Annotated in this window: 19 protein-coding genes; 5 read left to right on the top strand and 14 right to left on the bottom strand. The window is 63.8% G+C overall.

From position 1 onward, the window contains the following. Positions 1 to 233 precede the first annotated feature (233 nt). Positions 234 to 2,054, top strand: a complete 1,821-nt coding sequence (locus tag ROS217_RS11200) for an ABC transporter ATP-binding protein (RefSeq protein ID WP_009817859.1) — start codon at positions 234 to 236, stop codon at positions 2,052 to 2,054. 2 nt (positions 2,055 to 2,056) lie between these two features. Continuing rightward, entirely contained in the window at positions 2,057 to 3,223 is a 1,167-nt protein-coding gene (argE, locus tag ROS217_RS11205; RefSeq protein WP_009817860.1) for an acetylornithine deacetylase, read from the top strand. A gap of 9 nt (positions 3,224 to 3,232) precedes the next feature. Here argE and ROS217_RS11210 read toward each other — a convergent pair whose 3' ends face one another. Genes ROS217_RS11210 through ROS217_RS11245 form a run of 8 tightly spaced genes read right to left on the bottom strand, consistent with a single transcriptional unit; the run spans position 3,233 to position 12,320 of the window. Continuing rightward, positions 3,233 to 4,147: an FAD:protein FMN transferase gene (locus tag ROS217_RS11210; RefSeq protein ID WP_009817861.1), complete on the bottom strand. Its 915-nt coding sequence runs from the start codon at positions 4,145 to 4,147 to the stop codon at positions 3,233 to 3,235. 1 nt (position 4,148) lies between these two features. Further along, the gene (locus tag ROS217_RS11215) at positions 4,149 to 4,721 is read right to left on the bottom strand and encodes a nitrous oxide reductase accessory protein NosL (protein ID WP_009817862.1); all 573 of its coding nucleotides are present in this window, start codon (positions 4,719 to 4,721) and stop codon (positions 4,149 to 4,151) included. Next, positions 4,718 to 5,551, bottom strand: a complete 834-nt coding sequence (locus ROS217_RS11220; RefSeq protein WP_009817863.1) for an ABC transporter permease — start codon at positions 5,549 to 5,551, stop codon at positions 4,718 to 4,720. The genes ROS217_RS11215 and ROS217_RS11220 overlap by 4 nt, the downstream gene beginning before the upstream one ends. Next, positions 5,548 to 6,441, bottom strand: coding sequence for an ABC transporter ATP-binding protein (locus ROS217_RS11225; RefSeq protein ID WP_040650544.1), 894 nt, complete (start codon positions 6,439 to 6,441; stop codon positions 5,548 to 5,550). The genes ROS217_RS11220 and ROS217_RS11225 overlap by 4 nt, the downstream gene beginning before the upstream one ends. Beyond that, positions 6,410 to 7,744 carry a nitrous oxide reductase family maturation protein NosD gene (locus tag ROS217_RS11230; RefSeq protein WP_009817865.1) on the bottom strand — a complete coding sequence of 445 codons (1,335 nt, stop codon included), beginning with the start codon at positions 7,742 to 7,744 and terminating at the stop codon, positions 6,410 to 6,412. The genes ROS217_RS11225 and ROS217_RS11230 overlap by 32 nt, the downstream gene beginning before the upstream one ends. Positions 7,745 to 7,747: 3 nt before the next feature. After that, positions 7,748 to 9,700 carry a TAT-dependent nitrous-oxide reductase gene (gene nosZ, locus ROS217_RS11235; RefSeq protein WP_040651354.1) on the bottom strand — a complete coding sequence of 651 codons (1,953 nt, stop codon included), beginning with the start codon at positions 9,698 to 9,700 and terminating at the stop codon, positions 7,748 to 7,750. Positions 9,701 to 9,702: 2 nt separating this feature from the next. Beyond that, on the bottom strand, positions 9,703 to 11,922 hold the full coding sequence (locus ROS217_RS11240) for a 4Fe-4S binding protein (RefSeq protein ID WP_441295878.1): 2,220 nt from the start codon (positions 11,920 to 11,922) through the stop codon (positions 9,703 to 9,705). Positions 11,923 to 11,933: 11 nt separating this feature from the next. Next, entirely contained in the window at positions 11,934 to 12,320 is a 387-nt protein-coding gene (locus ROS217_RS11245) for a hypothetical protein (protein WP_009817868.1), read from the bottom strand. Between the two features lie 142 nt (positions 12,321 to 12,462). Here ROS217_RS11245 and ROS217_RS11250 point away from each other — a divergent pair, with 142 nt between their 5' ends. Both ROS217_RS11250 and ROS217_RS11255 read left to right on the top strand, forming a co-directional pair. Next, entirely contained in the window at positions 12,463 to 12,933 is a 471-nt protein-coding gene (locus ROS217_RS11250; RefSeq protein ID WP_009817869.1) for an RrF2 family transcriptional regulator, read from the top strand. A 75-nt stretch (positions 12,934 to 13,008) separates the two neighbouring features. After that, on the top strand, positions 13,009 to 15,354 hold the full coding sequence (locus tag ROS217_RS11255; protein WP_009817870.1) for a Tex family protein: 2,346 nt from the start codon (positions 13,009 to 13,011) through the stop codon (positions 15,352 to 15,354). 59 nt (positions 15,355 to 15,413) lie between these two features. Here the strand turns inward: ROS217_RS11255 and ROS217_RS11260 are convergent, their stop codons facing one another. From ROS217_RS11260 to ROS217_RS23185, 6 genes are all read right to left on the bottom strand, one after another. Next, a complete protein-coding gene (locus ROS217_RS11260; RefSeq protein ID WP_040650546.1) occupies positions 15,414 to 17,297 on the bottom strand; it encodes a heavy metal translocating P-type ATPase in 1,884 nt (627 codons plus the stop codon). A gap of 5 nt (positions 17,298 to 17,302) precedes the next feature. Beyond that, positions 17,303 to 18,283, bottom strand: a complete 981-nt coding sequence (locus ROS217_RS11265) for an FAD:protein FMN transferase (RefSeq protein WP_040650548.1) — start codon at positions 18,281 to 18,283, stop codon at positions 17,303 to 17,305. Beyond that, positions 18,264 to 20,471 (bottom strand): PepSY domain-containing protein, encoded by a 2,208-nt coding sequence (locus ROS217_RS11270; RefSeq protein WP_009817873.1) that lies wholly within the window; start codon positions 20,469 to 20,471, stop codon positions 18,264 to 18,266. Before ROS217_RS11270 ends, ROS217_RS11265 begins: the two co-directional genes overlap by 20 nt. A 12-nt stretch (positions 20,472 to 20,483) precedes the next feature. After that, positions 20,484 to 20,954 carry a DUF2271 domain-containing protein gene (locus ROS217_RS11275; RefSeq protein ID WP_009817874.1) on the bottom strand — a complete coding sequence of 157 codons (471 nt, stop codon included), beginning with the start codon at positions 20,952 to 20,954 and terminating at the stop codon, positions 20,484 to 20,486. Between the two features lie 61 nt (positions 20,955 to 21,015). After that, positions 21,016 to 21,333 (bottom strand): hypothetical protein, encoded by a 318-nt coding sequence (locus ROS217_RS11280; protein ID WP_009817875.1) that lies wholly within the window; start codon positions 21,331 to 21,333, stop codon positions 21,016 to 21,018. 116 nt (positions 21,334 to 21,449) lie between these two features. Continuing rightward, a complete protein-coding gene (locus ROS217_RS23185; RefSeq protein ID WP_009817876.1) occupies positions 21,450 to 22,016 on the bottom strand; it encodes a helix-turn-helix transcriptional regulator in 567 nt (188 codons plus the stop codon). Between the two features lie 217 nt (positions 22,017 to 22,233). Here ROS217_RS23185 and ROS217_RS11290 point away from each other — a divergent pair. After that, the coding region (locus tag ROS217_RS11290; protein WP_157046688.1) for a c-type cytochrome at positions 22,234 to 23,009 on the top strand (776 nt) is incomplete at its 3' end.

Consider the following 23,009-nt stretch of genomic DNA (forward strand, 5'->3'; position numbering starts at 1 on the left):
GTCAGGGACGTGACCGGGCGAGTGCCGCAAAGAGAAGCCGCCCGCACCGTCGGTGTCAGGCTGCCGCATCCCCAGACGACATGGGGCATCTCAGACCGGATAAGTTTAAATTGCAAGCATTCCATTTGGGCGTGTGCGCAAAGGAGCATCACAATCCCCGTGTTATTTGACTCGGAGGCGGCAAAGTGAGTAGCGTTTGAGCAGTGTTCCCCAAAGGTGAGAGGTCGCGGCGCATGCTGGATACCCCGATTGTCCGGATCGAGAATCTCCGGGTTGAGTTCGAGACACGGGATGGGCAGGTGGTTGGGGTCGAGGATGTCTCCTTTACAGTCAATGCCGGTGAGACCGTGTGCATCGTCGGTGAATCCGGGTCGGGCAAGTCGGTGTCGTCGCTGTCGCTAATGCGGCTGGTGGAATATGGCGGTGGCACGATTGCCGGCGGGCAGATGATCTTTGATCGCAAGGAGGGTGGGGCGATTGATCTGGCTCAGACGGATCAAAGCCTGATGCGCACGATCCGGGGCAATGAGATCGGGATGATCTTTCAGGAGCCGATGACGGCGCTTAACCCGGTGTTCACCGTGGGGCGGCAATTGTCCGAAGGGTTGCGGGTGCATCGCGGTTTGAGCAAGGCAGAGGCGCGGGCGCGCGCGCTGGACCTGTTGCGCGAGGTGCGCATTCCCGAGCCGGAGCGGCGGCTTGATCAATATCCACACGAATTGTCGGGCGGGATGCGGCAGCGGGTGGTGATTGCCATGGCGCTGGCCTGCGCGCCGCGCCTGTTGATTGCGGATGAGCCGACGACGGCGCTTGATGTGACGATTCAGGCCGAGATTCTGGCGCTGATTGACCGGCTCAAGCGCGAGACCGGGACGGCGGTGGTGTTCATCACCCATGACATGGCGGTGGTGGCGCAGATGGCTGACCGGGTGGTCGTGATGTTTCGCGGCAACAAGGTCGAAGAGGGCACGGTGGAGCAGATATTCGAGGCCCCGGCGCATGAGTATACCCGCGCGCTCTTGGCCGCTGTGCCGAAACTTGGCGAGATGCGGGGCAAGGCCTATCCCGAGCCGATGCGCCTGTTGGGGTCCGATGCGCATGAGATCAAGCCGATCAAGGGCTACGATGACGAATTGTTGCATGTCAGCGGTTTGACCACGCGGTTCCCGGTCAAGGGCGGGTTCTTTCGCCGGACACTGGCCAATGTGCACGCGGTCGAGGATGTGTCGTTCACGTTGTCACGCGGGCGCACGCTGAGCCTTGTGGGGGAATCGGGCTGTGGCAAATCCACCGCCGGGCGGTCGATCCTGCGGCTGATCGAGCCAACCTCGGGCGAGGTGCGGCTGGGCGGAGTGGATATCATGGCGCTCACGCCGCCCGAGTTGCGCCGCGCGCGGGTGGATATGCAGATGGTGTTTCAAGACCCGTTCGCGAGCCTCAATCCGCAGATGAAGCTGGCGGCGCAGGTGGCCGAACCGATGCGCAATTATGGGCTGGCGACCGGGTCCGAGATTGAGGATCGGGTGGCGATGCTGTTTGACCGGGTGGAGTTGCCGCGCTCTTTCCTGCGGCGGTTTCCGCATGAGTTGAGCGGCGGACAGCGGCAGCGGGTGGCGATTGCCCGCGCGCTGGCGCTCAATCCCAAGCTGATTGTCGCGGATGAGGCGGTGAGCGCCTTGGATGTGAGCGTGCAGGCGCAGGTGCTCAACCTGATGATGGAATTGCAGGCCGATCTGGGGCTGAGTTACCTCTTTATCAGCCATGATATGGCGGTGGTTGAGCGGGTCAGTCATGATGTGGGCGTCATGTATCTGGGCCGGATCGTGGAGCGGGGACCGCGCGCGGCGGTGTTCGAGAACCCGCAGCATCCCTATACGCAAGCGTTGATGAAGGCGGTGCCGATTGCCGATCCACGGCGGCGGAAATCCGAAAAGGATCTGAACTTCAAGCCGATCCCCTCGCCGATCCACCGGGTCGGGTATGAGCCGGGGCCGTCGGTGTATAAAGAGGTCGATCCGGGGCATTTCGTGCTGACGTCCGAGAGCGGGTATTGAGCATGGCCGAGCGTTTGACGCCGTTCGAGATCATGGAACGGCTGGTGGCTTTTCCAACCGTGAGCCGTGACAGCAATCTGCCCTTGGTTGACTGGGTCGAGGATTATTTGGCGGGCCATGGCATACCCGCCCATCGCCATTATGACGAGACCGGCGAGAAAGCGGCGATTTTCGTGCATGTTGGGCCGGAGGTGGCGGGCGGTGTCGTGCTCTCGGGGCATACCGATGTGGTGCCGGTGGATGGGCAGCCCTGGGCCAGCGATCCCTTTGTGGTGGTGGAGCGCGACGGCAAATATTACGGGCGCGGCTGTTGCGACATGAAGGGGTTTGATGCGTTGGCGATCTGGGCGCTGGTCGAGGCGCAGCACGCCGGTGTGGCGCGGCCCCTGCAACTGGCGCTGAGCTATGACGAGGAAGTGGGCTGTGTCGGTGCGCCGCCGATGATCGAGCGAATGCTGGAGGTGCTGCCACGCGCGGATCTGGCGATCATCGGCGAGCCGTCGATGATGCAGGCGGTGACGGGGCACAAGGGCGGGCTGGGCTATGAGGTGCATATGGTGGGGTTCGAGGTGCATAGCTCGATCATGCATCGCGGGGTCAATGCGATCATGGCGGCGGCGCCCTTGATCGACTGGGCCAATGTTCAGAATGCCGAGAACCGGGCGCGCAGGCCTTCGGAACTGGCGTCGATGTTTGAGCCGCCGTGGACCACCTTGCATGTGGGGCAGATTGCGGGCGGCACCGCGCATAACATCACCGCCAAGGATTGCCGGTTCGGCATGGATTTCCGGGTTGTGCCGGGTGAGGACCCCGAAGACTGGGGGCGGCGGTTCGAGGCGCGGGTGGCTGAGGCGGAGGCCGATATGCGGGCGGTGCACGCGGAGGCCCGGATTGATCTGCGGCCCAAGTTTCAGGTGCCGGGGTTGAAACCCGAAGAGGCGGGCGCGGCTGAGGGCTTGGTGCGGCAGATCACCGGCGATAATGGGCGGCATGTGGTCAGCTACGGCACCGAGGCCGGGCAGTTTCAGGAGCGCGGGTATTCTGCGGTGATCTGTGGTCCCGGCGACATTGCGCAGGCACATCAGCCGGATGAATTTATCACCGTGGCGCAGTTCGAGGCCGGGCATGATTTCATGCGCGCGTTGTTGGAGCGGCTCAAGAGCGCGTGAGAAACTGGCTCAGGCGGGGGCGAGATGCACCACCTCTGCACCTTTGAGAGCAGAAGCTGCGGCGTCTATTTCCTCTTTTGACATCAGGCACATGGCGGTGCTGAGCGCGTCGGCGAGTGCTGCGCTGTCAGCGGTGACGCTGATGAGGTGCCAGCGTGGCGTTGCGGGTTTGCCGGTCCGGGGATCGAGGATATGGCCTGCTGTGGCCTCGACATCGAAGACGGTGCCCAAAGGCGCGGAGGAGGCCAGAGCGCGGTCGCGCAGGCTGATGTGCGGGCGGTCGGGTGCGTCGAGCGTCACCGGCCAGTCGCCGCCCTGCGGAGTGCCACCAAGGGCGCGCAATTCGCCGGTGTCGATCAGGATGTCGCTCAGCCCTTCGGCCTGCAAGAGATGCGCGATGCGATCCGCGATATAGCCCTGTGCGATGCCATTGAGGGTGAGCGCCATGCCGGGGCGCAGGGTGATGGCGCTGGCGTCATAGCGCAGATCAGACCATGCGCCATGGGCGCGCGCCGCTGCGATTTCGGTGTCGGAGGGCGCATGGCCCGCGCTGTGGCTGCGGGCATAGAGATCCCAGAGTGGTTGCACGGTGGGATCAAACAGCCCGAGGGTTGCGCGGTGTGCCGTGGCGGCCAGAGACAGGCAGTCGAGCAACTCAAAAGGGGGCGCGTCGAGATGGCCGGTGGCATTGAGTTGGCTCAGGGCGGAACTGGTGCGGTAGAGGCTGAAGATCTGCTCCAATCGCTCGATCTCGGCGCGGGCGGCCTTTGTGATGCGCGTGGCCTCGGGGTGGCTGAGGGTGATCGTGGCGCGTGCGCCAAGGGCGGTGCCCTGCCAGCGATGCAGGGTCGTGGCCTGAGCGGTCGGCGCACAGGTCAGGGCAGCGGCAGAGATGGTCAGGAAACGGCGACGGGAGAGGGTCATGTCAATTCTGCCTTTCGCGGGACAGTTGGTTCAGGCGGGCCTCGAATTCGTCCTCTTCGGCGCGGTCCGTGATGCCGGTCGCGATGGGCACTGCCGACAGAACGTCGCTATCCGCCACCTCGGCCAGCCGCAGGACATGCCCGCCGCGTGCCTCTGCAAAGGCCGCAGCATCCTTTGCGCCGAGAAACGGCACCAGTTCGGGCGCGTCCATGCCACCCGTTGCATCCGAGCCGATCACGTAATGCGCCCCCGTGGCGTCGATCCAGTTTTCGGCCCCGGGCTGGTCCCAACTGGCGGCGGCGGCCATGTCGTTGACATAGATGGCGGTGATGGCGTGGCTCTGTTCGGGCATGCGCTGATAGGCGATGGCGTCGCGCACCTGACTGAAGAAGAGGGGGTGATCCAAGCCCTCAAGATGCACCTGCGCCTTGGGGCCGGGATGTTCGAGCAGGTCCATCTGGCAGTAATGGCCGACAGCCTCTGCCGTGAGGGACACCGCGTCGGGGCGGGTCGCCACCTCTTCCTTGCAGGCGGCAAGGGCGAGGGGCAACAGGAGGATTGGCAGGAGTTTCATGGCGTGACCCTCCGAAGGGCGGCGGCCGCCAACCCGAAGGCGGCCAGAGGCCATAAGAGGACCGAGATCAGCGCATGCGCTGCCGGAATGGTCTGGGCCGCGCCGCCAAGGCCAGAGGCCGCTGCCGTCGCCTCGGAGGCGGCGAGGTTGTAGAGGCGGAAGGCGTCGGCGGGATTGGCCAGCAAGAGCCAAGGCAGGGCGCGGGAGGTAAACACGCCGCCGCCATCGGCCACGACCGCCGCCAAGAGCCCGAGATCATAGAGCACGACGAGGGCAAGCCAGACGCCAATGGCAAGCCCTGCCGCTGTCCCCGGACGCCGCGCGATGGATGAGAGCGCATAGCCCAAGGCGAGAAACACCGCGCCCAAGAGGATCGAAGACCAGAAGAGGCGTAGCAGCGCGGGTAGGCCTGTCACCGCCTCGGGGTCAGTTGCAAGGGCTGTGATGGCGGCCAGCCCATAGCCCACGCCAACGGCAATCGTCAGCACCGCCAGATGCGCTGCGAATTTACCCAAGAGGATGCCGGAGCGCGACACCGGATAGGTTAGTGTGAGCGAGAGCGTGCCGCGCTCTACCTCGCCGGCCACGGCGTCAAAGGCCATCAGAAGCGCCATCAGCGGCACGAGGTAGACGCCGAGCGAAGTCAGGCTGGCCACCGTGACCGAGAGCGCATCCACGCCGACATCGCCGGTGGGCGCGCTGCCTGCGGCGGAGAGCACGAGGGCAAAGAGCGCCATCAGCGCCACAGTGATCGTCACCCAGCGGTTGCGCAGGGCGATGCGGAATTCGGTGGCGCCGAGGGCGGCCACGGGTCTGAGGAGGGCGGTCATTGGTCGTCTCTCCGGCTGAAATGACTGTAGAGGTCTTCGAGGCTGGGGGGGATGATCTCGACATCGTCGATCAGGTCTTGGATCGCGGCGATATCGCCCAAACGGGTCAGTTTCTCGTCATGGGCGCAGGTCAGATCGACCATGACGCCATTGCGCCGTCCGCCTGACAGTTGCGCGGCCACGCGGTCCGCTGCCCCCGGTCTGGCCGAGACCTGCAAGCGGATCGGCAAGGCGGCACGGCGGCGCAGGGCGCTGAGCGAGTCATTGGCCATCAGGCGGCCTTGGGACAGGATCACGATGCGGTCGGTGCGGGCCTCGACCTCGGTCAGGGCATGGGAGGAGAGCAGGATCGCCGCCCCTTCTGCGGCCAAGCTGTCGAGAATGGCGTAGAATTCGCGGCGTGACACCGGATCGAGCCCGCTGGTTGGCTCGTCAAGGATCAGGAGGCGCGGCTGGCCGATCAGCGCCTGAGCAAGACCCACGCGCTGCCGCATGCCCTTGGAATAGGTGCCGATGCGGCGGCGGGCGGCGTCGTCCAATCCAACGCGGCTCAACAAATCCATCGCCTGTGCCGGGTCGCAGCCGCGCAGGCGCAGGTAGAGGCGGATTTGCTCTAGCCCGGTCAAGGCCGGGTGAAAGGCTACGTTTTCAGGTAGATAGGCAGTGCCCTCGCGGGCGCTCGGACTGCCGGGGGCGGCCCCCAATACCTCGATCTGACCAGAGGTGGCGGGGATGAGGCCGAGGATGATCTTCATCAGCGTGGATTTTCCAGCCCCGTTATGGCCCAAGAGTGCCACCCGTTCACCGGGGGCCACGGTAAAGCCGACCGCGTCAAGGGCGGTCACGCCATCGTAGCGCTTAGTGACGTGCGAGAGGGTCAAACTGTTCATCATCTGTCTTTCTGTTACGCGCGGTGGCCATGGCGCGGGCCTCCATCGCGGCGATAGCGTCCGGCACCGTCACGATGACGGGCCGCATCAGGGGGGCGCTGTCCAGCACGCCGCCGGGCAGCGAGGCGGGGAAATGTTTCTGACCCCAGCGGATCAGTTGCACGGCAGGCGCGCCCATCAGGAGGCTGGCGGCGGGCTGGGACCACAGGATGTGATCCATCAGATCATTGGGCCGAAAGCTGGCATCGGCGATGCCGTCGCCATCCAGATCAAAGGCGGGATGGTCCGACCAATAGTTGCCGCGCCCGTCATGGCTCCATTCCACATGCTTCGTGCCGACGTATTTCACTTGCGTCCGGTTGCCGAGAAAGGCGTTGCCGGTGATGGCGTTGCGTTCCGATCCGGCGGTGAAATGGATACCGATCTCGCAGCCCTCAAAGCGGTTGTCATAGATCAGGTTGCGGTGGGCGTTGTAGATGAAGGTGCATTTTTCGGTGCCGCCGCGCACCAGATTGCCGCGAATATCGGCGTTGTTGGCATAATTGAGCATCAGGCCGTGGCTGCGGTCCGCGAGGCTGAGATTGTTATGCACAGTGATACGGTTCGAGAACATCAGCGCAAAGCCGAGGGTATTGCCGATTGAGATATTGCCCGACACCTCGGAATTGTTGGCATACATGTAATGCACCGCAAAGCGCAGGTCGCGCATCAGGTTGCGGCGGAATATGCCATCGTTGGAAGCGTTCACGAAAATGCCGTCCCGACCAAGGCGAATGTCATTATCCTCGATGACGGTGCCGGGGGCGTTCCACACATATACGCCATTGCCCCGGCTGTTCATATGGTGATCGGTGCGCCCGACAATGCGGTTGCCGCGCACGGTGGCCTGTTTGGGACCATGCACATCGACCCCGTAGAGATTGCCGAGGATGTCGTTGTCCTCGACTAGCACGCGCGCCGCGGTCCGGGTGATCTGCACGCCGCTGTCGATGGCGTCATGGTCGCTGCCTGATCCGGTCAGGGTGAGGCCGCGCACGGTGATATCGCTGCCGGTGATGGTGATGACAGAGCCGGTGCCGTCGGCGTCGATGGTGGCTGCGCCTTGCCCGTCGAGTGTGATGGCTTGGTCAAGTGTCACCGGGCCGTTGTGCTGGCCCGGCGCGAGGGTGAGCACATCGCCGGGCAATGCCCCGGCGATGGCAGTGGCAAGCGCCCCGGTCTGGGCCGGAACATGCCGTTCGGCAGCGGTGACCGAGGTCGCCACGCCGAGAAACAGGATCAGGCCGAGGAGAGCGCGCAACATGGCTCAGGCGCCTTTCGGTTCGACGAACATGCGGCCGCGCATTTCCATGTGCAGCGCGTGGCAGAACCACTGGCAATAGTACCAGTAAACCCCCGGTTTGGCCGCGACAAAGGTGGCGGAGGCGGTGGCCTGCGGTGCGATCTCAAAGGCAACGCCGTGATCGCCCATGCAGAAACCATGCGTGAGGTCGTCGATGTCGTCGATATTGGTGACGATGACCGTGACCTCATCGCCTTCCTTGACGGTAAAGCTCTCAAGGCTGAACGACGGTGCCTGACTGGACATGTAGACCCGCACCTTGTTGCCGTCGCGAATGATCGTATCGGCCCAATCGTCGATATTCACACCGTCCTTTTCGGCCTGCGCGCGGGTTTCGGCCCACATCGGATCGTTGCGGTCCCAGTTGTTGCGCGGGTTCACGACAGAGCGGTGAACGATGATGCTGTCATGCGGTTCGGCAAAGGTCGGGCTGTCGTGCAGAAGCGTGAGATTGGTGCCGTCCATTGAGAACAACTGTTCATTCTCAGGCTTGAGCGGGCCGACGTTGAGGAACCGGTCCTTGGAGAACTTGTTCATCGAGATGAACCATTTGCCATCCGCGTCCAGCGTCTCGCCCATCGAGGTCGAGTTGTGGCCGGGCTGGTAATGCACATCCACCTTGGATCGGATCGGATCGACCGTCTCGCCTGCATAGGCCTTGACCGCATCCTCGATGTTCCAGACGACGATCTGGCTGTCGAGAAAGAGCGTGGTCAGGGCGTTGCCCTTACCGTCAAAGGCGGTGTGGAGCGGCCCGAGGCCCAATTCCGGCTCGGCCACCACGACAGAGCGCGGATCGGCCCCGTCAAAGAACACCGCATCAAGTTTGCGCACGTCGATCACCGTGACCGTGGGCGAGAGCTTGCCGCCGATGCAGAGGTGAATCTTGTCGGGCGCCATGTTGCAACCATGCGGGTTGTTGGGCACCGGGATATAGCGGGTGTAGGTCTTGTTCTGGCCTTTGCGGCCGTCGATCACCTTGACGCCGTTCAACTCGACAAAGTCGCCCGCTGCGATGCCTTTCTCGATCTCGGCGAGATTGAAGACGACGACGTGATCGCGCTCGAATTCGGTCATTTCGGCCAGAGAAATGCCCATTTCCGAGTTGTAGGAGGTCGAAAAGGCATATTTTCCGTCATAATCGGCATCGGTGTTGTCGAGGTTGCCCGAGACCATCACCTGCCACGCCACTTCCATCTTGTCGGCGTCGATGGCGGTGTAGAAGTTCACATATTGCGACGGATCGTCGAGGATCTGACCATCGTTGACCATCGGGCCTTCATCCTCGCCATTGGCAAAGACATAGTTGGTGCGTGGCCATTTCTGCGGGCGCAGACCGTGGATGGCCTTGGCGTTTGGAATCTCAAGGATCTTGTCGGCCTTCATCACGTCGAGGCGGACGCGCGCGACGCGGGTATTGGCCTTGTCGTTCATGAAGAGGAAGCGCCCGTCGTATTTGCCCTCGGTGAAGGACATGTGGACGTGGTGCAGGTCGCCATTGTCATGCACCTTTTTGCCATTGGCGGCGAGGTAATTCTTGGTGCGCTCAGACATCCCGTCGGTCAGCACCTTGAGGGATTCGTTGGTCTGGCCCCAGCCGGTGGCGGAGCAGCGGTTGAACACGGGAATCCGCATGAATTCGCGCATCGACGGGATACCGAGGATACGGACCTCGCCGGTCTGGCCCGAGGACCAGAAGCCGTAATACTCATCGAGTTCGCCGGGGGCGAGATGCGACGAGGCAGCGGCGGCTGTGGCCTGAGTGGGTGCGGTCGCCACGGCGGTTGCGACACCGGCGGCCCCGCCCATAAGCGCCATGCGCGACGCGCCCATGGCCCCGAGGGCAGCGGCGCCGCCTGCGGTGGCGCCCAACAGGCCCCGGCGGCTGATCCCGGTTTTCTTGGCATCGGTTGACATGATCATTGTCCTTTCTTCATGTTTGGGTGGTTTGCGATCATCCGGTCCAGCGCTGCCGCGCTGTCAGAGGCGCTCTTGCGGCGCTTCAGTTGTTTGATGACGACCGGACATTTGGTCTCCGACTGGTAGAGAACCTGACAGTGCAGACAGTTCAGGCACTCGTTCGGGTTAATCTCGCCAGTGGGATGGATGGCCTGCACCATGCATTCATGGGCGCAGGTCTGGCAGGGGTTGCCGCATTCGCGGTAGCGCTTGAGCCAATCGAACATGCGCAGGCGGGCGGGGATTGCGAGGGCCGCGCCCAGGGGGCAGAGGTAGCGGCAATAGAACCGTTCGACGAAGAGCCCCGCCGCCAAGAGGGCCAGTGCGTAGGCGACAAAGGGCCAGGCGCGGGCGAATTTGAGCACGATGGCGGTCTTGAACGGCTCGATCTCGGCCAGATGTTCGGCCTGTTCGATCGAGGCGAGTGAGACCCCGAAAAGCCCGAGGAAGATCATGTATTTGATCGGCCAGAGGCGTTCATGCAGACCCCAAGGCAGGGTCCATTGCGGCACGCCCAATTTGCGGGCGATACGGTTGGTCAACTCTTGCAGCGCGCCGAACGGGCAGAGCCAGCCGCAATAGGCCCCGCGCCCCCAGAAGATCAGCGAGGCCGCAACCGCGAACCAGAGGATAAAGGTCAGCGGATCAAGCAAAAACGCCTGCCAGCTGAAATCCGTGGTCAGCGCACCAAAGAGCGCCATCAGGTTGACGACCGAAAGCTGCGCATTGGCATACCAGCCCAAAAACACCAGCGTGACCGTGAGAAACCCCATGCGGAACCATGTTGTGATCCGCTCGGAGCGCACGAGATAGCTCTGGAAGAAGAACGCGAGGGTGAGGAGCGTCAGCATGATGCCAAGCCCCACGATCTCGACGGTTTTGTCGCGCCAGATGCGGGTCCAAAGGGCGGTTTGGGCGGCGCTCTCGGTATCGGACACTTGCGCCAGCGGGGCAGCCGGGGCCGGGGCGGCAAGGACGCGCAGGTAGGGCGCGGGCAACTGATAGCCGAGGTCGAAGGTGGTAAAGACCCGTTCGATCGCGGCGACATCGCGTTGCACCAGCAGTTGCAGGCGCCACGGCTCTGCGGGGTCAAAGCCAGCCTCTGCGGGGATCTTGAAGATATCCATCTCCGAGAGCACCGGCACGCCATCGGCCATGATCTCGCCCACGCGGCGGTGACCCCGGTCGCGAAAGCGCACTGAGTCCTCGCCCTGCACCAGAATGATGCGGTCGAACACACCGCCGCGCACATAGCCTGAGCCCTTGAAGGAGTAGAGGCCACGGGCGGCCACCAGAATGGCATGCTCGCCCTCGTCCAGCCAGTCTGTCAGATTGGCATATTCCGCCGCGCCCAGCAGTTTGCGCCCGATGGCGGGCACGCTGATGAGCGTGGCATACATGTCGATATAGGTGTCGCCCTCGGGCGCGGTGATCGGGCGGGCGGCGGCGCGGGGATCGTCCATAGCGGCAAAGGCGGCGTTGACCTGTCCCACATCCAGCGACATGCGGCGCAGCGTGCCGTCCCCGGTGAGGGTAAACCAGTCATCGGCGGCCTCTGCGTCGGGGTTTAGTTCGAACGTCGGGCCAGAGGGGGCGGTGAGCGGTGCAAGGCCGCCCAGCGCGAGCGCCCGTGCCACCCGGATGCCTGAGCGGGTGATCGAATCGTCGATCACCATGATGGTGACGGTCGCGCCGGAAATGATGTCCAACTCATGCGCCGATCCGCCTGCTTCGGCCTCGGCCACCAGATCGAGGCCGACGAAATCCGCGACCAGCTTGGCCACCTTGGCCTCGGGGATGCCGATCAGGACGATGGGTTCAGAGTGTTTGACCAGCTTGACTCCGGTCAGTTTGGCGTCAAGGCCGACGGCGACCATCACCTGGATGGGTTTGCCGGAATATCCTGTTGTGCCCACGAAATCGGACGTGATGAAGGCCCAGCCAATGGTTTCTCCGCCGCGCAGCACCGGGGCCACGGGCAGGTCGCTGCGCATCGCGCCATAGCTGTCGGCGCCCTCGACCAGCGTCGCCGCGGGCACGTCCGTCAGATAGGTTGCGAGATACGGGGATTGCGCCAGACCCGCCGTGACGGAGGTCATCAGGATGATCCAGATGGCAAGGGTCCATACGACAACGAAGCCAATGGTGCGGCACGTCGGATCGAGGTAGGCGCGGGGCATTGAGAAGACTTTCATACAGTGGCCTTCGGGGCCGGGGGCGCGCGGCTGCGCGGCTGCAAGACGGTGCTGGGGTGATGCAGGGCGGTGCCGGGCCGGGCGGTTCCGGCGGTTTCACGGGCCACGCCCGCGTGGGATACGGCGGTGCCAAGGGTCGCCTGTGCGCCTGCCTGCAAGCAGTGGTCGCAGAGCATCTTGGTGCAGTTCGGCAGTTCCACAGGCGTGCCATCGCGGGTGAGATGGACGGTTTTATGCCCCTCGCCATCGGCACAGATCACCAGTTCTGTGAGGGTCGCCTCAAGCACCGCACGCCCTGCAGCACGGCCCGCGGCAATACCGCCGAGCGCCATGGAAAGCGCCAGCAGCAGGCAGAGCATGAAGGGGCCAGTGATCCGTTTCATGAGGCAGACTTTACCAAAGCCGACGCGAGTCGATCTTGATATGGATCAATCTAAATATCTCTTTAATGAGGTATATGTCGCAGGCGCAGCCCCTTGCCAAATTCCGGTCTTTCAGGATCATGTACAGTAACGGGAGCCTGAGATGCGTCTAACAAAGTTTACAGATTATTCCTTGCGTGTTCTTTTGTATGCGGCGACGTTGAAGCCGAAGCAACTGACGACGATAGAAGAGACATCCAACCTCTATGGTATTTCGCGCGCGCATCTCAAGAAGGTGGTGCTCGGGCTTATCCATGAGGGATTTCTGGAAGGTGTGCGCGGGCGGAGTGGCGGGTTTCGGCTGGCCATGCCCGCCCATGAAATCAATCTCGGGCAGCTTTTGCGCAAGACGGAGCCGGATTTTGCTCTGGCGGAATGTTTCCTGCCGGAAAATGCCTGTCGGGTCACAAAAGGCTGTCGTTTGCCGATCGTTTTGAATTTGGCGCTGTCCAATTTCCTCAAGACATTCGACGATTTCACGCTGGCAGATGTGGCGCTTGCGCCGCGATACTTTGGATTGCCGGAGCAAGAGAGCTATCCGCAGCGCGGCCCAAACCTGTCTGACTCCCTCTGATCCCACCTCGCCCTCTTGGCGTCCCGGCGCGCAGAGACTATCACTGATCTCTCAGATCATCCGAGGGAGTCCAGAGTGACAGACACAGCCGAGCGCATCGCCCGCCTCATCGCCACCGAAATCAACGCACGCCCGGCGCAGGTGGCCTCTGCCGTGACGCTCTTGGATGGGGGCGCGACGGTGCCGTTCATTGCCCGCTATCGCAAAGAGGTGACGGGCGGTCTGGACGATACGCAATTGCGCAATCTGGCCGAGCGCCTGACCTATCTGCGCGAATTGGAGGCGCGGCGCGCGGTTATCCTTGGCTCGATCAAGGATCAGGGCAAGCTCACAGAGCCGCTCGCGCGTGCCATCGCCGGGGCCGAGACCAAGGCGGTGCTCGAGGATATTTACCTGCCCTTCAAGCCAAAGCGCCGCACCAAGGCGATGATCGCGCGCGAAAACGGGCTGGAGCCGCTGTTGCGGGCGATTCTGGCCGAGCGGTCCGCCGTGCCCGAGGAGCTGGCCGCAGGCTATCTCAGTGAAACCGTGGCGACCGTGAAAGAGGCGCTGGAGGGCGCGCGCGACATTCTGGCCGAGGAATTGACCGAGAATGCCACGCTTCTGGGCCGCTTGCGCGCGTTCATGCGCGCCGAGGCGATGATCAGCGCGCGTGTGCTGCCGGGCAAGGAAGAGGCGGGGGCCAAGTTCTCGGATTACTTCGATCACCGCGAGCCTTGGTCAAAGATCGCCTCGCACCGCGCCTTGGCCATTCTGCGCGCGGCCAAGGAAGAGATCGTGACGTTGGATATCGCCCCCGATCCCGACACCGGCGCGCCGCGTGCCGTGGCCATGATCGAGGCGGCAATCGGTATTCCGGGCAAGGGTCCGGGGGATATGTGGTTGCGCGGCGTGGCGGCCTGGACCTGGCGGGTCAAGCTGAGCCTGTCGATGTATGTCGATCTGATGGGCGAATTGCGCAAGCGGTCCCATGATGAGGCGATCACGGTCTTTGCGCGCAATCTCAAGGATTTGCTGCTGGCTGCCCCAGCCGGACCGCGTGCGACGCTGGGCCTTGATCCCGGCATCCGCACGGGCGTCAAGGCGGCGGTGGTGGATGCCACGGGCAAGTTGCTCGCGACCGCGACGCTCTATCCGTTCCAACCCAAGAACGACTTGCGCGGCGCGCAGGTGGCTGTGCTGGAGTTGGTGCGCAAGCATGGCGTGGAATTGATTGCCATCGGCAACGGAACCGCCAGCCGCGAGACGGAGCGGATGGTGGCGGAGGCGCTCAAGCTCTTGCCGCAGGGGGCCAAGCGACCGATGAGCGTGATCGTGTCCGAGGCGGGGGCTTCGGTCTATTCCGCCTCGGAACTGGCGGCGCAGGAATTTCCCGGTCTCGATGTCAGCCTGCGCGGCGCGGTGTCGATTGCGCGGCGGTTACAAGACCCGCTGGCCGAACTGGTCAAGATCACGCCGCAGTCGATCGGCGTGGGGCAGTATCAGCATGACGTGGATCAGCGGCGTTTGGTGCAGACGCTCGATGCCGTGGTCGAGGATGCGGTGAATGCGGTCGGTGTCGATCTCAATATGGCCTCTGCTCCGCTCTTGGCGCGGGTGGCAGGGCTGGGGGCGTCCCTGGCGCAGGCGATTGTAGCGCATCGCGACACCGAGGGCGCGTTCCCGTCGCGCAAGGCGCTCTTGAAAGTGTCGGGGCTGGGTCCCAAGGCGTTCGAGCAATGCGCCGGGTTTCTGCGTATCCGGGACAGTGCCGAGCCTTTGGACGCGACCTCGGTTCACCCCGAGGCCTATGGCGTGGCGCGCCGGATCGTGAAGGCCTGCGGGCGCGACATTCGCGCCATCATGGGGACGCCCGAGGCGCTGACCGGCGTGCGGGCTGAGGATTTTGTCGATGAGACATTCGGCCTGCCCACGGTGCGGGACATTCTGACAGAGCTGGAAAAGCCCGGCCGCGATCCGCGCCCCAGCTTTGTCACCGCACGGTTCACCGATGGGGTAGACGATATCAAGGATCTCAAATCGGGCATGATGATGGAGGGCACTGTGACCAATGTTGCGGCGTTTGGTGCCTTTGTCGATATTGGCGTGCATCAGGACGGGTTGGTGCATGTCAGCCAGTTGGCCGATAGGTTTGTCAAGGACCCGCATGAGGTGGTCAAGGCGGGGGATGTGGTCAAGGTGCGTGTGACCGAGGTCGATGTGGCCCGCAAACGCATCGGTCTCAGCATGCGCAAGGACGGCAGTGCGCCGGAGGAACGGGCCCGGGAGGCGGCCGCTGGGGCCAAGCCGTCAAAGGCGGGCAAACCCGATGGCCGCGCGCGAGCAAAGGGTGAGGCGGCGCGCACTCCCAAGCCCGAGTCGCAGGCGGGGCAGGGGGCCTTGGCCGATGCCCTGCGTGCCGCGATGCGTGGCAAGTCATAAATGGGGCGGACCTGACGCCTGACGCCGTGTCGGGCAATCCGGGCTGGATCATTCAGGTATCAGGACGCCGTCCTGTCTTTGGTGTCGACGGCGGATGTCGCGGGGTCTTGCGGCGTGATCCGCAGAGCGCGCAGGGCATTCAGGATCACGGCCACGTCGATCACCTCTTGCAAGAGCGCGCCTTGCACCGGGCTGAGATACCCGAAGGCTGCGGCAATCATGCCGAGTACCGAAAGACCGATCCCGGCGACCACGCTTTCGATTGCAATCCGCCGGGAGGCCCGCGCGATATCGAGCGCGGGGCCGATCCGGTCAATCCGGTCAACAAGCAGCACGACATCGGCCGCCTCTGCCGAGGCCGCTGCCCCGCGCGCGCCCATCGCAACGCCGACATCGGCCGCTGCGAGGGCGGGTGCATCGTTCACGCCGTCCCCGACCATCATCACCGGGCCGTTCTTGCGCTCGGTGAGAACCAGCAAGACCTTTTGATCCGGCGTGAGGCCCGCGCGCAGACCGTCGAGACCGAGCCCTTTGGTTATGCGCTCTGCCACCTCGATCCGGTCACCCGTGGCCAAGAGGATGCGGCTGATCCCACCCCGGCGCAGGCTGTCGAGCATCGCCCCGGTGCCTGCGCGCAGAGGGTCGGACATCACCAGATGTCCGGCCATGCGCCCGTCAACGGCGAGGGCGACAAGCACGGACCCCGCCGCGAGCGCCGGATGGCCGCCAGATCCGGCTTCGCTATGGTGGGTCACAAAGCCTATGCCCCCAACACTGACCCGGCGACCTTCGACCAGTCCGATCACACCCTCGCCGGGAACCTCTGCAACCTCGGACGGGATCGGCAGCATGAGGCCACGCGCCTTGGCGGCGGTGACAAGCGCCTGTGCGACAGGGTGTTTGGAGGCCTGATCGAGCGCTGCGGCCAGCCGCAGGATTTCGTCTTGGGACATGTTATCCCGGCTCTCGATTGCGACGATCTGCGGTCGTCCGTCGGTCAGGGTGCCGGTCTTGTCGAGAATAAGCGTGCGAATGCGCGCCATGGTCTCGAATGGGCCAGCGCCCTTGATCAGCACCCCGAAATGCGCGGCACGCGACAGGCCCGCGACAAGGGCCACCGGAACGGCGAGGATCAGCGGACAGGGGGTCGCCACGACCAGCACGGCGACGGCGCGGATCGGATCGCCGGTGAGCCACCATGCGGCACAGGCAATGGCGACCGTAACCGCCAGAAACCCCAGTGACCAACGGTCGGCCAGCCGTGACATCGGGGCCTTGGAGCGTTGCGCCTCTTCGACCAATCGCACGATGCCAGCATAGGTGCTCTGAGCTGCGCGTTGCGTCGCCACAAGGTTGAAGGCGTCGCCGGCATTGGTTGACCCGCTCAGCGCCTCTGCGCCGCGCGAAATGTGCAGGGGCAACGATTCGCCGCTGATGGCGGATCGGTCAAGAAAGGCGGACGCAGAGACCAGATTGCCATCCACAGGCACCACATCGCCCTGACGGATCAGCAGTCGGTCGCCCGGTTCTATGGCGTCGAGCGGCACCTCTTCGAATCCGCCCTTGCGGTGCCGGGTGGCTGTGCGGGGCACGCGCGCCAAGAGGCTGTGCATTTCGCGGCGGGCACGCCCCTCGGCGAAGCTCTCGAGAAAGGTTCCGCCGGAGAACATCACCGCGACGACTGCGGCTGCCAGTGTCTCGCCAAAGGCGAGGGCCGCTGTCATCGACAGCGCCGCCACGATATCGAGTCCAACTTCGCCGCGCCTGAGGCTGCGCAGGATTTCAACCACGAGGGTGGCGAGGACGGGCGTGACCCCGGCGGTCCATGCGAGGGTTGCGAGATGCTGCTGGCCCGCGGCATAGACCCCGAGACCGGCGATCAATCCAGCCACGGCGAAGAGCAGAAGCGCCGTCTTGAACCGGTCGGTGCCGATCTTGTCCATGCCGTTCACGTTCCCATGTTTGAGGCACCTGCCGCCGGGTCTTGAGAGAAAAGCGGGCCGACTCTGACCTCTGTCACCTCGCCTGCATCATTGCGCAGCAGGAAGAGGGCGTCGAGTCCGCGCTCTTTGGCCCTGCGTGCGCCGGTTTGCGGCCCAAGCACCATGAGGGCCGTCGCCCAAGCGTCGGCCTCGGCGCAGCTTGGGGCGACGACGGTGACCGAGGCTGGAGCGGCAATCAGGGGCGCGCCCCGGTGCGGGTCCATGGTGTGCGACAGGCGGCGTCCCTGAACCTCGACCCAATGGCGATAGTCGCCAGAGGTCGCGACGGCGGCATTCTCCAGCGCAAGGATGGAATGTGCCGCGCGGCGCGTGGAATCCGGCTTCTCTACCGCGATGGTCCAAGCCGTCCCATCCGGTCGAAGTCCCAGCGCCCGCATCTCGCCGTCGATGCCGACAAGCCCGGCGTTGATCCCTTGCGCCTGCAAGGTGTCGGCCAGACGATCAACGCCGTAGCCCTTGGCGATGCCATTGAGGTCGATGGATACAGGCGCCGATTTGCGGATGCCGATTTCGCTTATGTCGAGCGCGTCCTGTGCCGACGTGCGTTTGCCTGTCATCGCCTTGCGGATACGGTCGGGGGCAGCGGTCTCGGGTCCGAAACCCCAGGCGGTGACCGCATCGCCCATAGAAATGTCGAATGCGCCACCAGAGGCCCGCCCGATCTCGAGACCGAGCAGCAAAACGCGGCGCAGATGCTCCGGCACGGGCACCCATGGTCCCACTGGGGCGGCGTTGAGGCGCATGAGGTCGCTGTCGGGTCTCCAGGTCGACATCTGCGCATCCACGCAATCGACGGCGGATTGCAGGGCGATCCGGACAGGGGCAGGGTCAAGGCCGGTTGGGGCAAAGAAGAGCGCCGTCCAGCGGGTGCCCATCGTCGGGCCGTTCAAGGCAAAGCGCTGTTGTTCAGTAAACATCTTCGACATATCGACCCTCCGCCTTGAGCACCGCAGGGGTCAGCCCGGTTGGCGCGAGTATCTCGGTCAGCGCGTCGGCGACGCCTGCGGCCATGTCGCGCCCGCCACAGACCATCACGCGGGCGCCATCCAAGATCAGCCGGGCGACCTCGGCGGCGTCGCCGCGCAACGCCTCTTGCACGTAGTTGGGTCGCGCCCCGCGTGAGACAGCGGTAACCAGTTGGGCCAGCCGGCCCTCCCTCTGCCATGTCGGTAGTTCGTCACTATAGAAGAAGTCACTGTCTGGGTGGCGCATGCCGAAGAAGAGGTGGATGGGGCGCTGCCGCGCGTTTGCGCGCACAAACCCGGCCAGCGGCCCGATGCCGGTGCCCGCGCCGATCAGGATCAACGGGGCGTGGCCCCGTCCCGGCTGAAAGCCGGGGTTACGGCGGAGAAAGGCGCTCATGGTGTCGCCCGGTTTCAGCGCGTTGAGTTGACCAGAGCACAGGCCGCCCGGATGTTTCTTGACCACGATTTCGACGAACCCGTCGCGGCGCGCAGAGGCGAGCGAATAGAGGCGGGGCAGGGGGCTGCCCTCGGGCAGGATGCCGATCAGGTCGCCTGCGTTGAACCGGGCAAAGCCCGCCCCGGTCAGCCTGTGCCACAGCGATGCACGCGGCAGGGCAAAGCGCAGGATTGCGGTCGGGGCCTGCACCTCTGCGCCATAGTCACGCCGCGACACCAAGGTCAGCGTCTCGGCTGTGGGCCGGATCGGATGGTAGACGAGATCAAGGTCGATCCCCAAGGCCTGCCCAAGGGTCCGCCCCCAGCGTGCAAAATCCTGCGGCGATTGGCGATCTATGGTGTCGAGGGGCAGCAATGCCCGCCAGCCTTGTGCCTCGGCTGTCGCCGCGATGGTCTCGGCAAAGGCGCAATAGGCCGGAAAGCTACGGTCGCCAAAGCCAAGCACGGCGAGTGGTGCAAGGGTTTCGCCGTCGAGAGCCTTGAGCCGGTCGAGAAAACCTTTGGCCGAGGCCGGTGCGTCCCCGTTGCCATAGGTTGCTGCCAGCACGATGATCCGCGCGGCGTGGGCGTAGCTGCCCGGTGCAAACGCCGACATGGGCGCTGTGTGGACCTTTTGTCCAGCTTGCGTGAGCGCCGCGTGCAGCGTTGCGGCAAAGCCCCATGTGCTGCCGCCTTCGCTGGCGACAAGCAGGATCGTATCGGCCTGGGCTGCGCGCTGATTGCCACGGATGCGGGGGCGGCCGCGCCGACCTGCAAGCCATATCAGCACACCGGTTCCCCCTATCACGGGCACGCCGAGCACCATGAGCCCGAGCGCCAGCCCGAGGGCTGCCGCGCCCTGACCGGTATGGAGCATGTAGATCGTTTCCGACACGCGTTCTAATCCATTGAGATCAGCCCAGGTCAGAAGCGCGCCAGTGCCCTGATCAATATGTCCGGTGCCTCGGTCAGTCGTGAGGGTGAAGACGTCTGACGCGTCACCGGGATAGGGAAAGCTGAGGTCGCGCAGATCTGTGACAGAGGTGCTGACCAGCGTCGGCATGTCAAAAAGGTCCACATTGGTTTGGCCACTCACATCCGCCGGAAAGGCCGGTGTGCTGTCTGCCTCGGGCAAGAGACCAAAGGTTGAGGCCGTCATCCACAAGCCAGTGATGGACGACAGCAAGAGGCCCGCCACTGCGATGCGCGCAATCTCGACATGCAGCCGATGCGAAAGCGGCCCGCGCAGCGGCGCGAACCAGCGACGCCAGCCCCCGGTGCGCCGCGCAACCAGCGCCGCGCCCGTGAGCGACACAAAGACCATAGCCGCCGCCCCAGCCGCCATTGCAATGCGACCGCCATCCCCCAGAAACAGCGATCTGTGCAGGTTGGTGAGCCAGTGTTCCACTGGATTAGGGTCGGCAGAGGCAACGCCCAGTCCTGTTGCGGGATCAATCACGGCGGCACCGGGCGCACCCTGATCGAACCAGTAGGCGGTGATCTGACCAGAGGCCGCACGGCGGATCTGTTCGACCCCCGGATAGGCGATCTGAATGCGGGTGGCGAGCGTGGCCATGTTCAGGCCCGCCTCGACCTGTTGCGCGGTAAGTCGGTCAGCGGCGGGAAAGACCGACAAGGCCGCGCCGCTCAGGCTGAGCACCGTGACAAGGGCCAGGGCCAAGAGACCCGGCCAACGATGGATTGCGCGGATCATGGCCCTGTGTCCTTACATGTCGTAGGTGAAACGAGCGACGTAACGGCGACCGCGCACAGGTGTGCCCGCCCCTTGGGTCGTCAGCGGCACAGCGACTTCGTTGGGGCTGTCGCGCATGTCCTCGACGGCGGCGTCGATATGAAGCGTATAGCCCGCATCAAAGAGCGCATCGGCAAGGTCGAGCGTAATCTCAAGCGTCCGGCCTGCGCCGACGCTGGCCCCCGTGATGCCGTTGACCTGTGCTGCGTCGCCCGCCGTGGCACGATGCCAGTCGGTCAGGTGTTTGTAATATTTGGATTTTCCACCGGCCATCCACAGGCTACCGGCATAGGCGCCAGAGGCATCGGTCACATAAAGCGCGAGATAGGCACCGTCGCCGCCATAGCTGTTGAGGGTGGTGGTCAGTGTCACCGGACGGGCCATGGCCAGGCCGGGCATGGTCAGGGCCGTTGTCAGCGCGAGGGTTGCAAGAACTGATTTCATTGCGTGGGTCCTTCAAATTCATAGAGTAAGATTGAACGCGGGCACAGCGCCGCAGCGATGGTTAGTTCACCTTGACTTGCGGCGGGGTGCCGGTGCCGAAGAGACCGTTCTGCGGTGGCGCGACCGTTCCGGCGGGGGCAGGATTGCGCGCCCCACCGCGATGATCGTCCTCGTCCTCGTCCTCGTTCTCGTCGTCATCACGGTCATCGTCGTTACCGCTAACGCGCAGGAGCGGCAGCGCTTGTGACCCCTCGTCAAAAAGCGCGGCGAGCGGCCAGAGGTCCTCGCCCTCAGAGGCGCGCAGCGCACTCCAAGCCGGGACGCCAATGGCGGCAGTGAGCGCGGTCGAGGCGACAAGAAGGGTGCGTATTTTCTTCATGGCAGGGTTTCCTTTTCGTCTGCTGATCCCAATCTCGCGCGTAGACCTGAGGACACGCTGACAGCGCAGCGATTTCCGCTTCAGCTTGGCGTCAGGTTTGTGAGAGGGGCGCGCTTTCAGCCGCCGAACGTCGATCCGTGATCAAGGAATTCTTCCATGAACAGGCCGACAAATTCGCCCCGCGTGCGCACACCGGCGGCCCGAAACACCGCGCTCATATGCGCCTTGACGGTGCCTTCGGCACATTTGCGCAAGCTTGCGATGTCCTTGATGCGCAAGCCACGCAGACACAAAAGGGCGATATCGCGCTGCGCCGGTGTCAGATCCCATGTCTGGAAATGCGTGGTCAGGATGCCGTCGAAATCTTCACGCAGAGATCTGAGGTTGCGTTCCAGCCCATCGCGTTGCGACACAAGATCAAGATGAGAGCGGCGCGCCATGGCGACGCCGAGCAAAAGCAGACCCATGATCGTCAGTTCCGTGATCAGGTGAACCATCCCGCTTGGCGAGATATTGCGCCAATAGCGCGGGTCCGGAAACTCGTCGATAAGATCAAACAGAAACACGAAGGCACAGACCAACTGAATGACCGCCAGCCAAAACGTCAGCCTTTCCGAGCGTAATGAGGCCGTGCGGCTGGAGGCCCGGCGTGGTTTCGCATCATGGCTGTTCTCACCTGTCATCCTATGTCACCGCTCAACCAAACCCTAGGTAGAAAAACGCCGGAAATCTTCTAAACCAAAGTCTAACATGGTCCCGCAACCATAGGAATGCGCGGCTTTGTCTCTTGTCAGGAACACCAGAGAGACCTGACCATAGCGACCAGAGGCTGTGCCGCGCGTCTCGTTATAGCGCCACGATAACACCCACAGCCCTCGCTAATCTTTGGGAGGGGATTTGATGAATTTCAGGGGATTGATGCTCAAAAGTGCTGCCTTTGGGGCGCTTGCCGCACTCATGATCAGTGCGCAGACCGTGGCCGCAGACGTTTCAGCTGAGCCGCAAGAACACGGGGCGAACCAGCAGGAGTTCGTGCATGGCGCGCCACAGTTGCCGTCACTCGAATGGACGCTGGCCGCCGGTGGCCGGATCTATGACAATTGGTGGGAAGCGCTGGATCGTCCAGCGCCCGAGGCAATCAACCCGGCCTATCCCGTCAGCGCGGAACAGAAAGGAACTGGAACGTGGCGATGCAAGGAATGTCACGGTTGGGATTATCTGGGCGCTGAAGGCATCTACAGGCAAGGCAGTCATTTCACCGGCATCAAGGGGGTCATGGGCATGCGCGGCAGACCTGCGGAATCCCTGATGGCAACCCTGCGCGATGGCAACCATCCCTACACGCCCGAGATGATCACGGATGAGGAAATGCTGCGCGTCGCAACCTTTATCAGCGAGGGACTGACCGATATGCGCGCGTTCGTCGACTATGAGACGCGGACGGTCATTCCCGGGGCCGGAGATTTCACGCGTGGGCGTGCCATCTTTCAGACCACCTGCGCCGCCTGCCACGGCTTTGACGGGCGCGCCATGGATTGGGGCGAGGGGGAGGCACATAATTTCGTGGGAACCGAGGCCACCGAATTGCCCGACGAGGTTTACAACAAGATTTCGAACGCGCATCCGGGGGCTGCGATGATCAACATGCGCGCGTTTTCAGTGCAGGACCGTGTCAG

This window comes from Roseovarius sp. 217 (genome assembly GCF_000152845.1).
GTDB lineage: Bacteria > Pseudomonadota > Alphaproteobacteria > Rhodobacterales > Rhodobacteraceae > Roseovarius.

Coding starts and splice junctions, on each gene's coding strand:
- ROS217_RS11200 (WP_009817859.1), top strand. CDS start 234: ATGCTGGATACCCCGATTGTCCGGATCGAGAATCTCCGGGTTGAGTTC.
- argE (WP_009817860.1), top strand. CDS start 2,057: ATGGCCGAGCGTTTGACGCCGTTCGAGATCATGGAACGGCTGGTGGCT.
- ROS217_RS11210 (WP_009817861.1), bottom strand. CDS start 4,147: ATGACCCTCTCCCGTCGCCGTTTCCTGACCATCTCTGCCGCTGCCCTG.
- ROS217_RS11215 (WP_009817862.1), bottom strand. CDS start 4,721: ATGAAACTCCTGCCAATCCTCCTGTTGCCCCTCGCCCTTGCCGCCTGC.
- ROS217_RS11220 (WP_009817863.1), bottom strand. CDS start 5,551: ATGACCGCCCTCCTCAGACCCGTGGCCGCCCTCGGCGCCACCGAATTC.
- ROS217_RS11225 (WP_040650544.1), bottom strand. CDS start 6,441: ATGAACAGTTTGACCCTCTCGCACGTCACTAAGCGCTACGATGGCGTG.
- ROS217_RS11230 (WP_009817865.1), bottom strand. CDS start 7,744: ATGTTGCGCGCTCTCCTCGGCCTGATCCTGTTTCTCGGCGTGGCGACC.
- nosZ (WP_040651354.1), bottom strand. CDS start 9,700: ATGTCAACCGATGCCAAGAAAACCGGGATCAGCCGCCGGGGCCTGTTG.
- ROS217_RS11240 (WP_441295878.1), bottom strand. CDS start 11,922: ATGCCCCGCGCCTACCTCGATCCGACGTGCCGCACCATTGGCTTCGTT.
- ROS217_RS11245 (WP_009817868.1), bottom strand. CDS start 12,320: ATGAAACGGATCACTGGCCCCTTCATGCTCTGCCTGCTGCTGGCGCTT.
- ROS217_RS11250 (WP_009817869.1), top strand. CDS start 12,463: ATGCGTCTAACAAAGTTTACAGATTATTCCTTGCGTGTTCTTTTGTAT.
- ROS217_RS11260 (WP_040650546.1), bottom strand. CDS start 17,297: ATGGACAAGATCGGCACCGACCGGTTCAAGACGGCGCTTCTGCTCTTC.
- ROS217_RS11265 (WP_040650548.1), bottom strand. CDS start 18,283: ATGTCGAAGATGTTTACTGAACAACAGCGCTTTGCCTTGAACGGCCCG.
- ROS217_RS11270 (WP_009817873.1), bottom strand. CDS start 20,471: ATGATCCGCGCAATCCATCGTTGGCCGGGTCTCTTGGCCCTGGCCCTT.
- ROS217_RS11275 (WP_009817874.1), bottom strand. CDS start 20,954: ATGAAATCAGTTCTTGCAACCCTCGCGCTGACAACGGCCCTGACCATG.
- ROS217_RS11280 (WP_009817875.1), bottom strand. CDS start 21,333: ATGAAGAAAATACGCACCCTTCTTGTCGCCTCGACCGCGCTCACTGCC.
- ROS217_RS23185 (WP_009817876.1), bottom strand. CDS start 22,016: ATGACAGGTGAGAACAGCCATGATGCGAAACCACGCCGGGCCTCCAGC.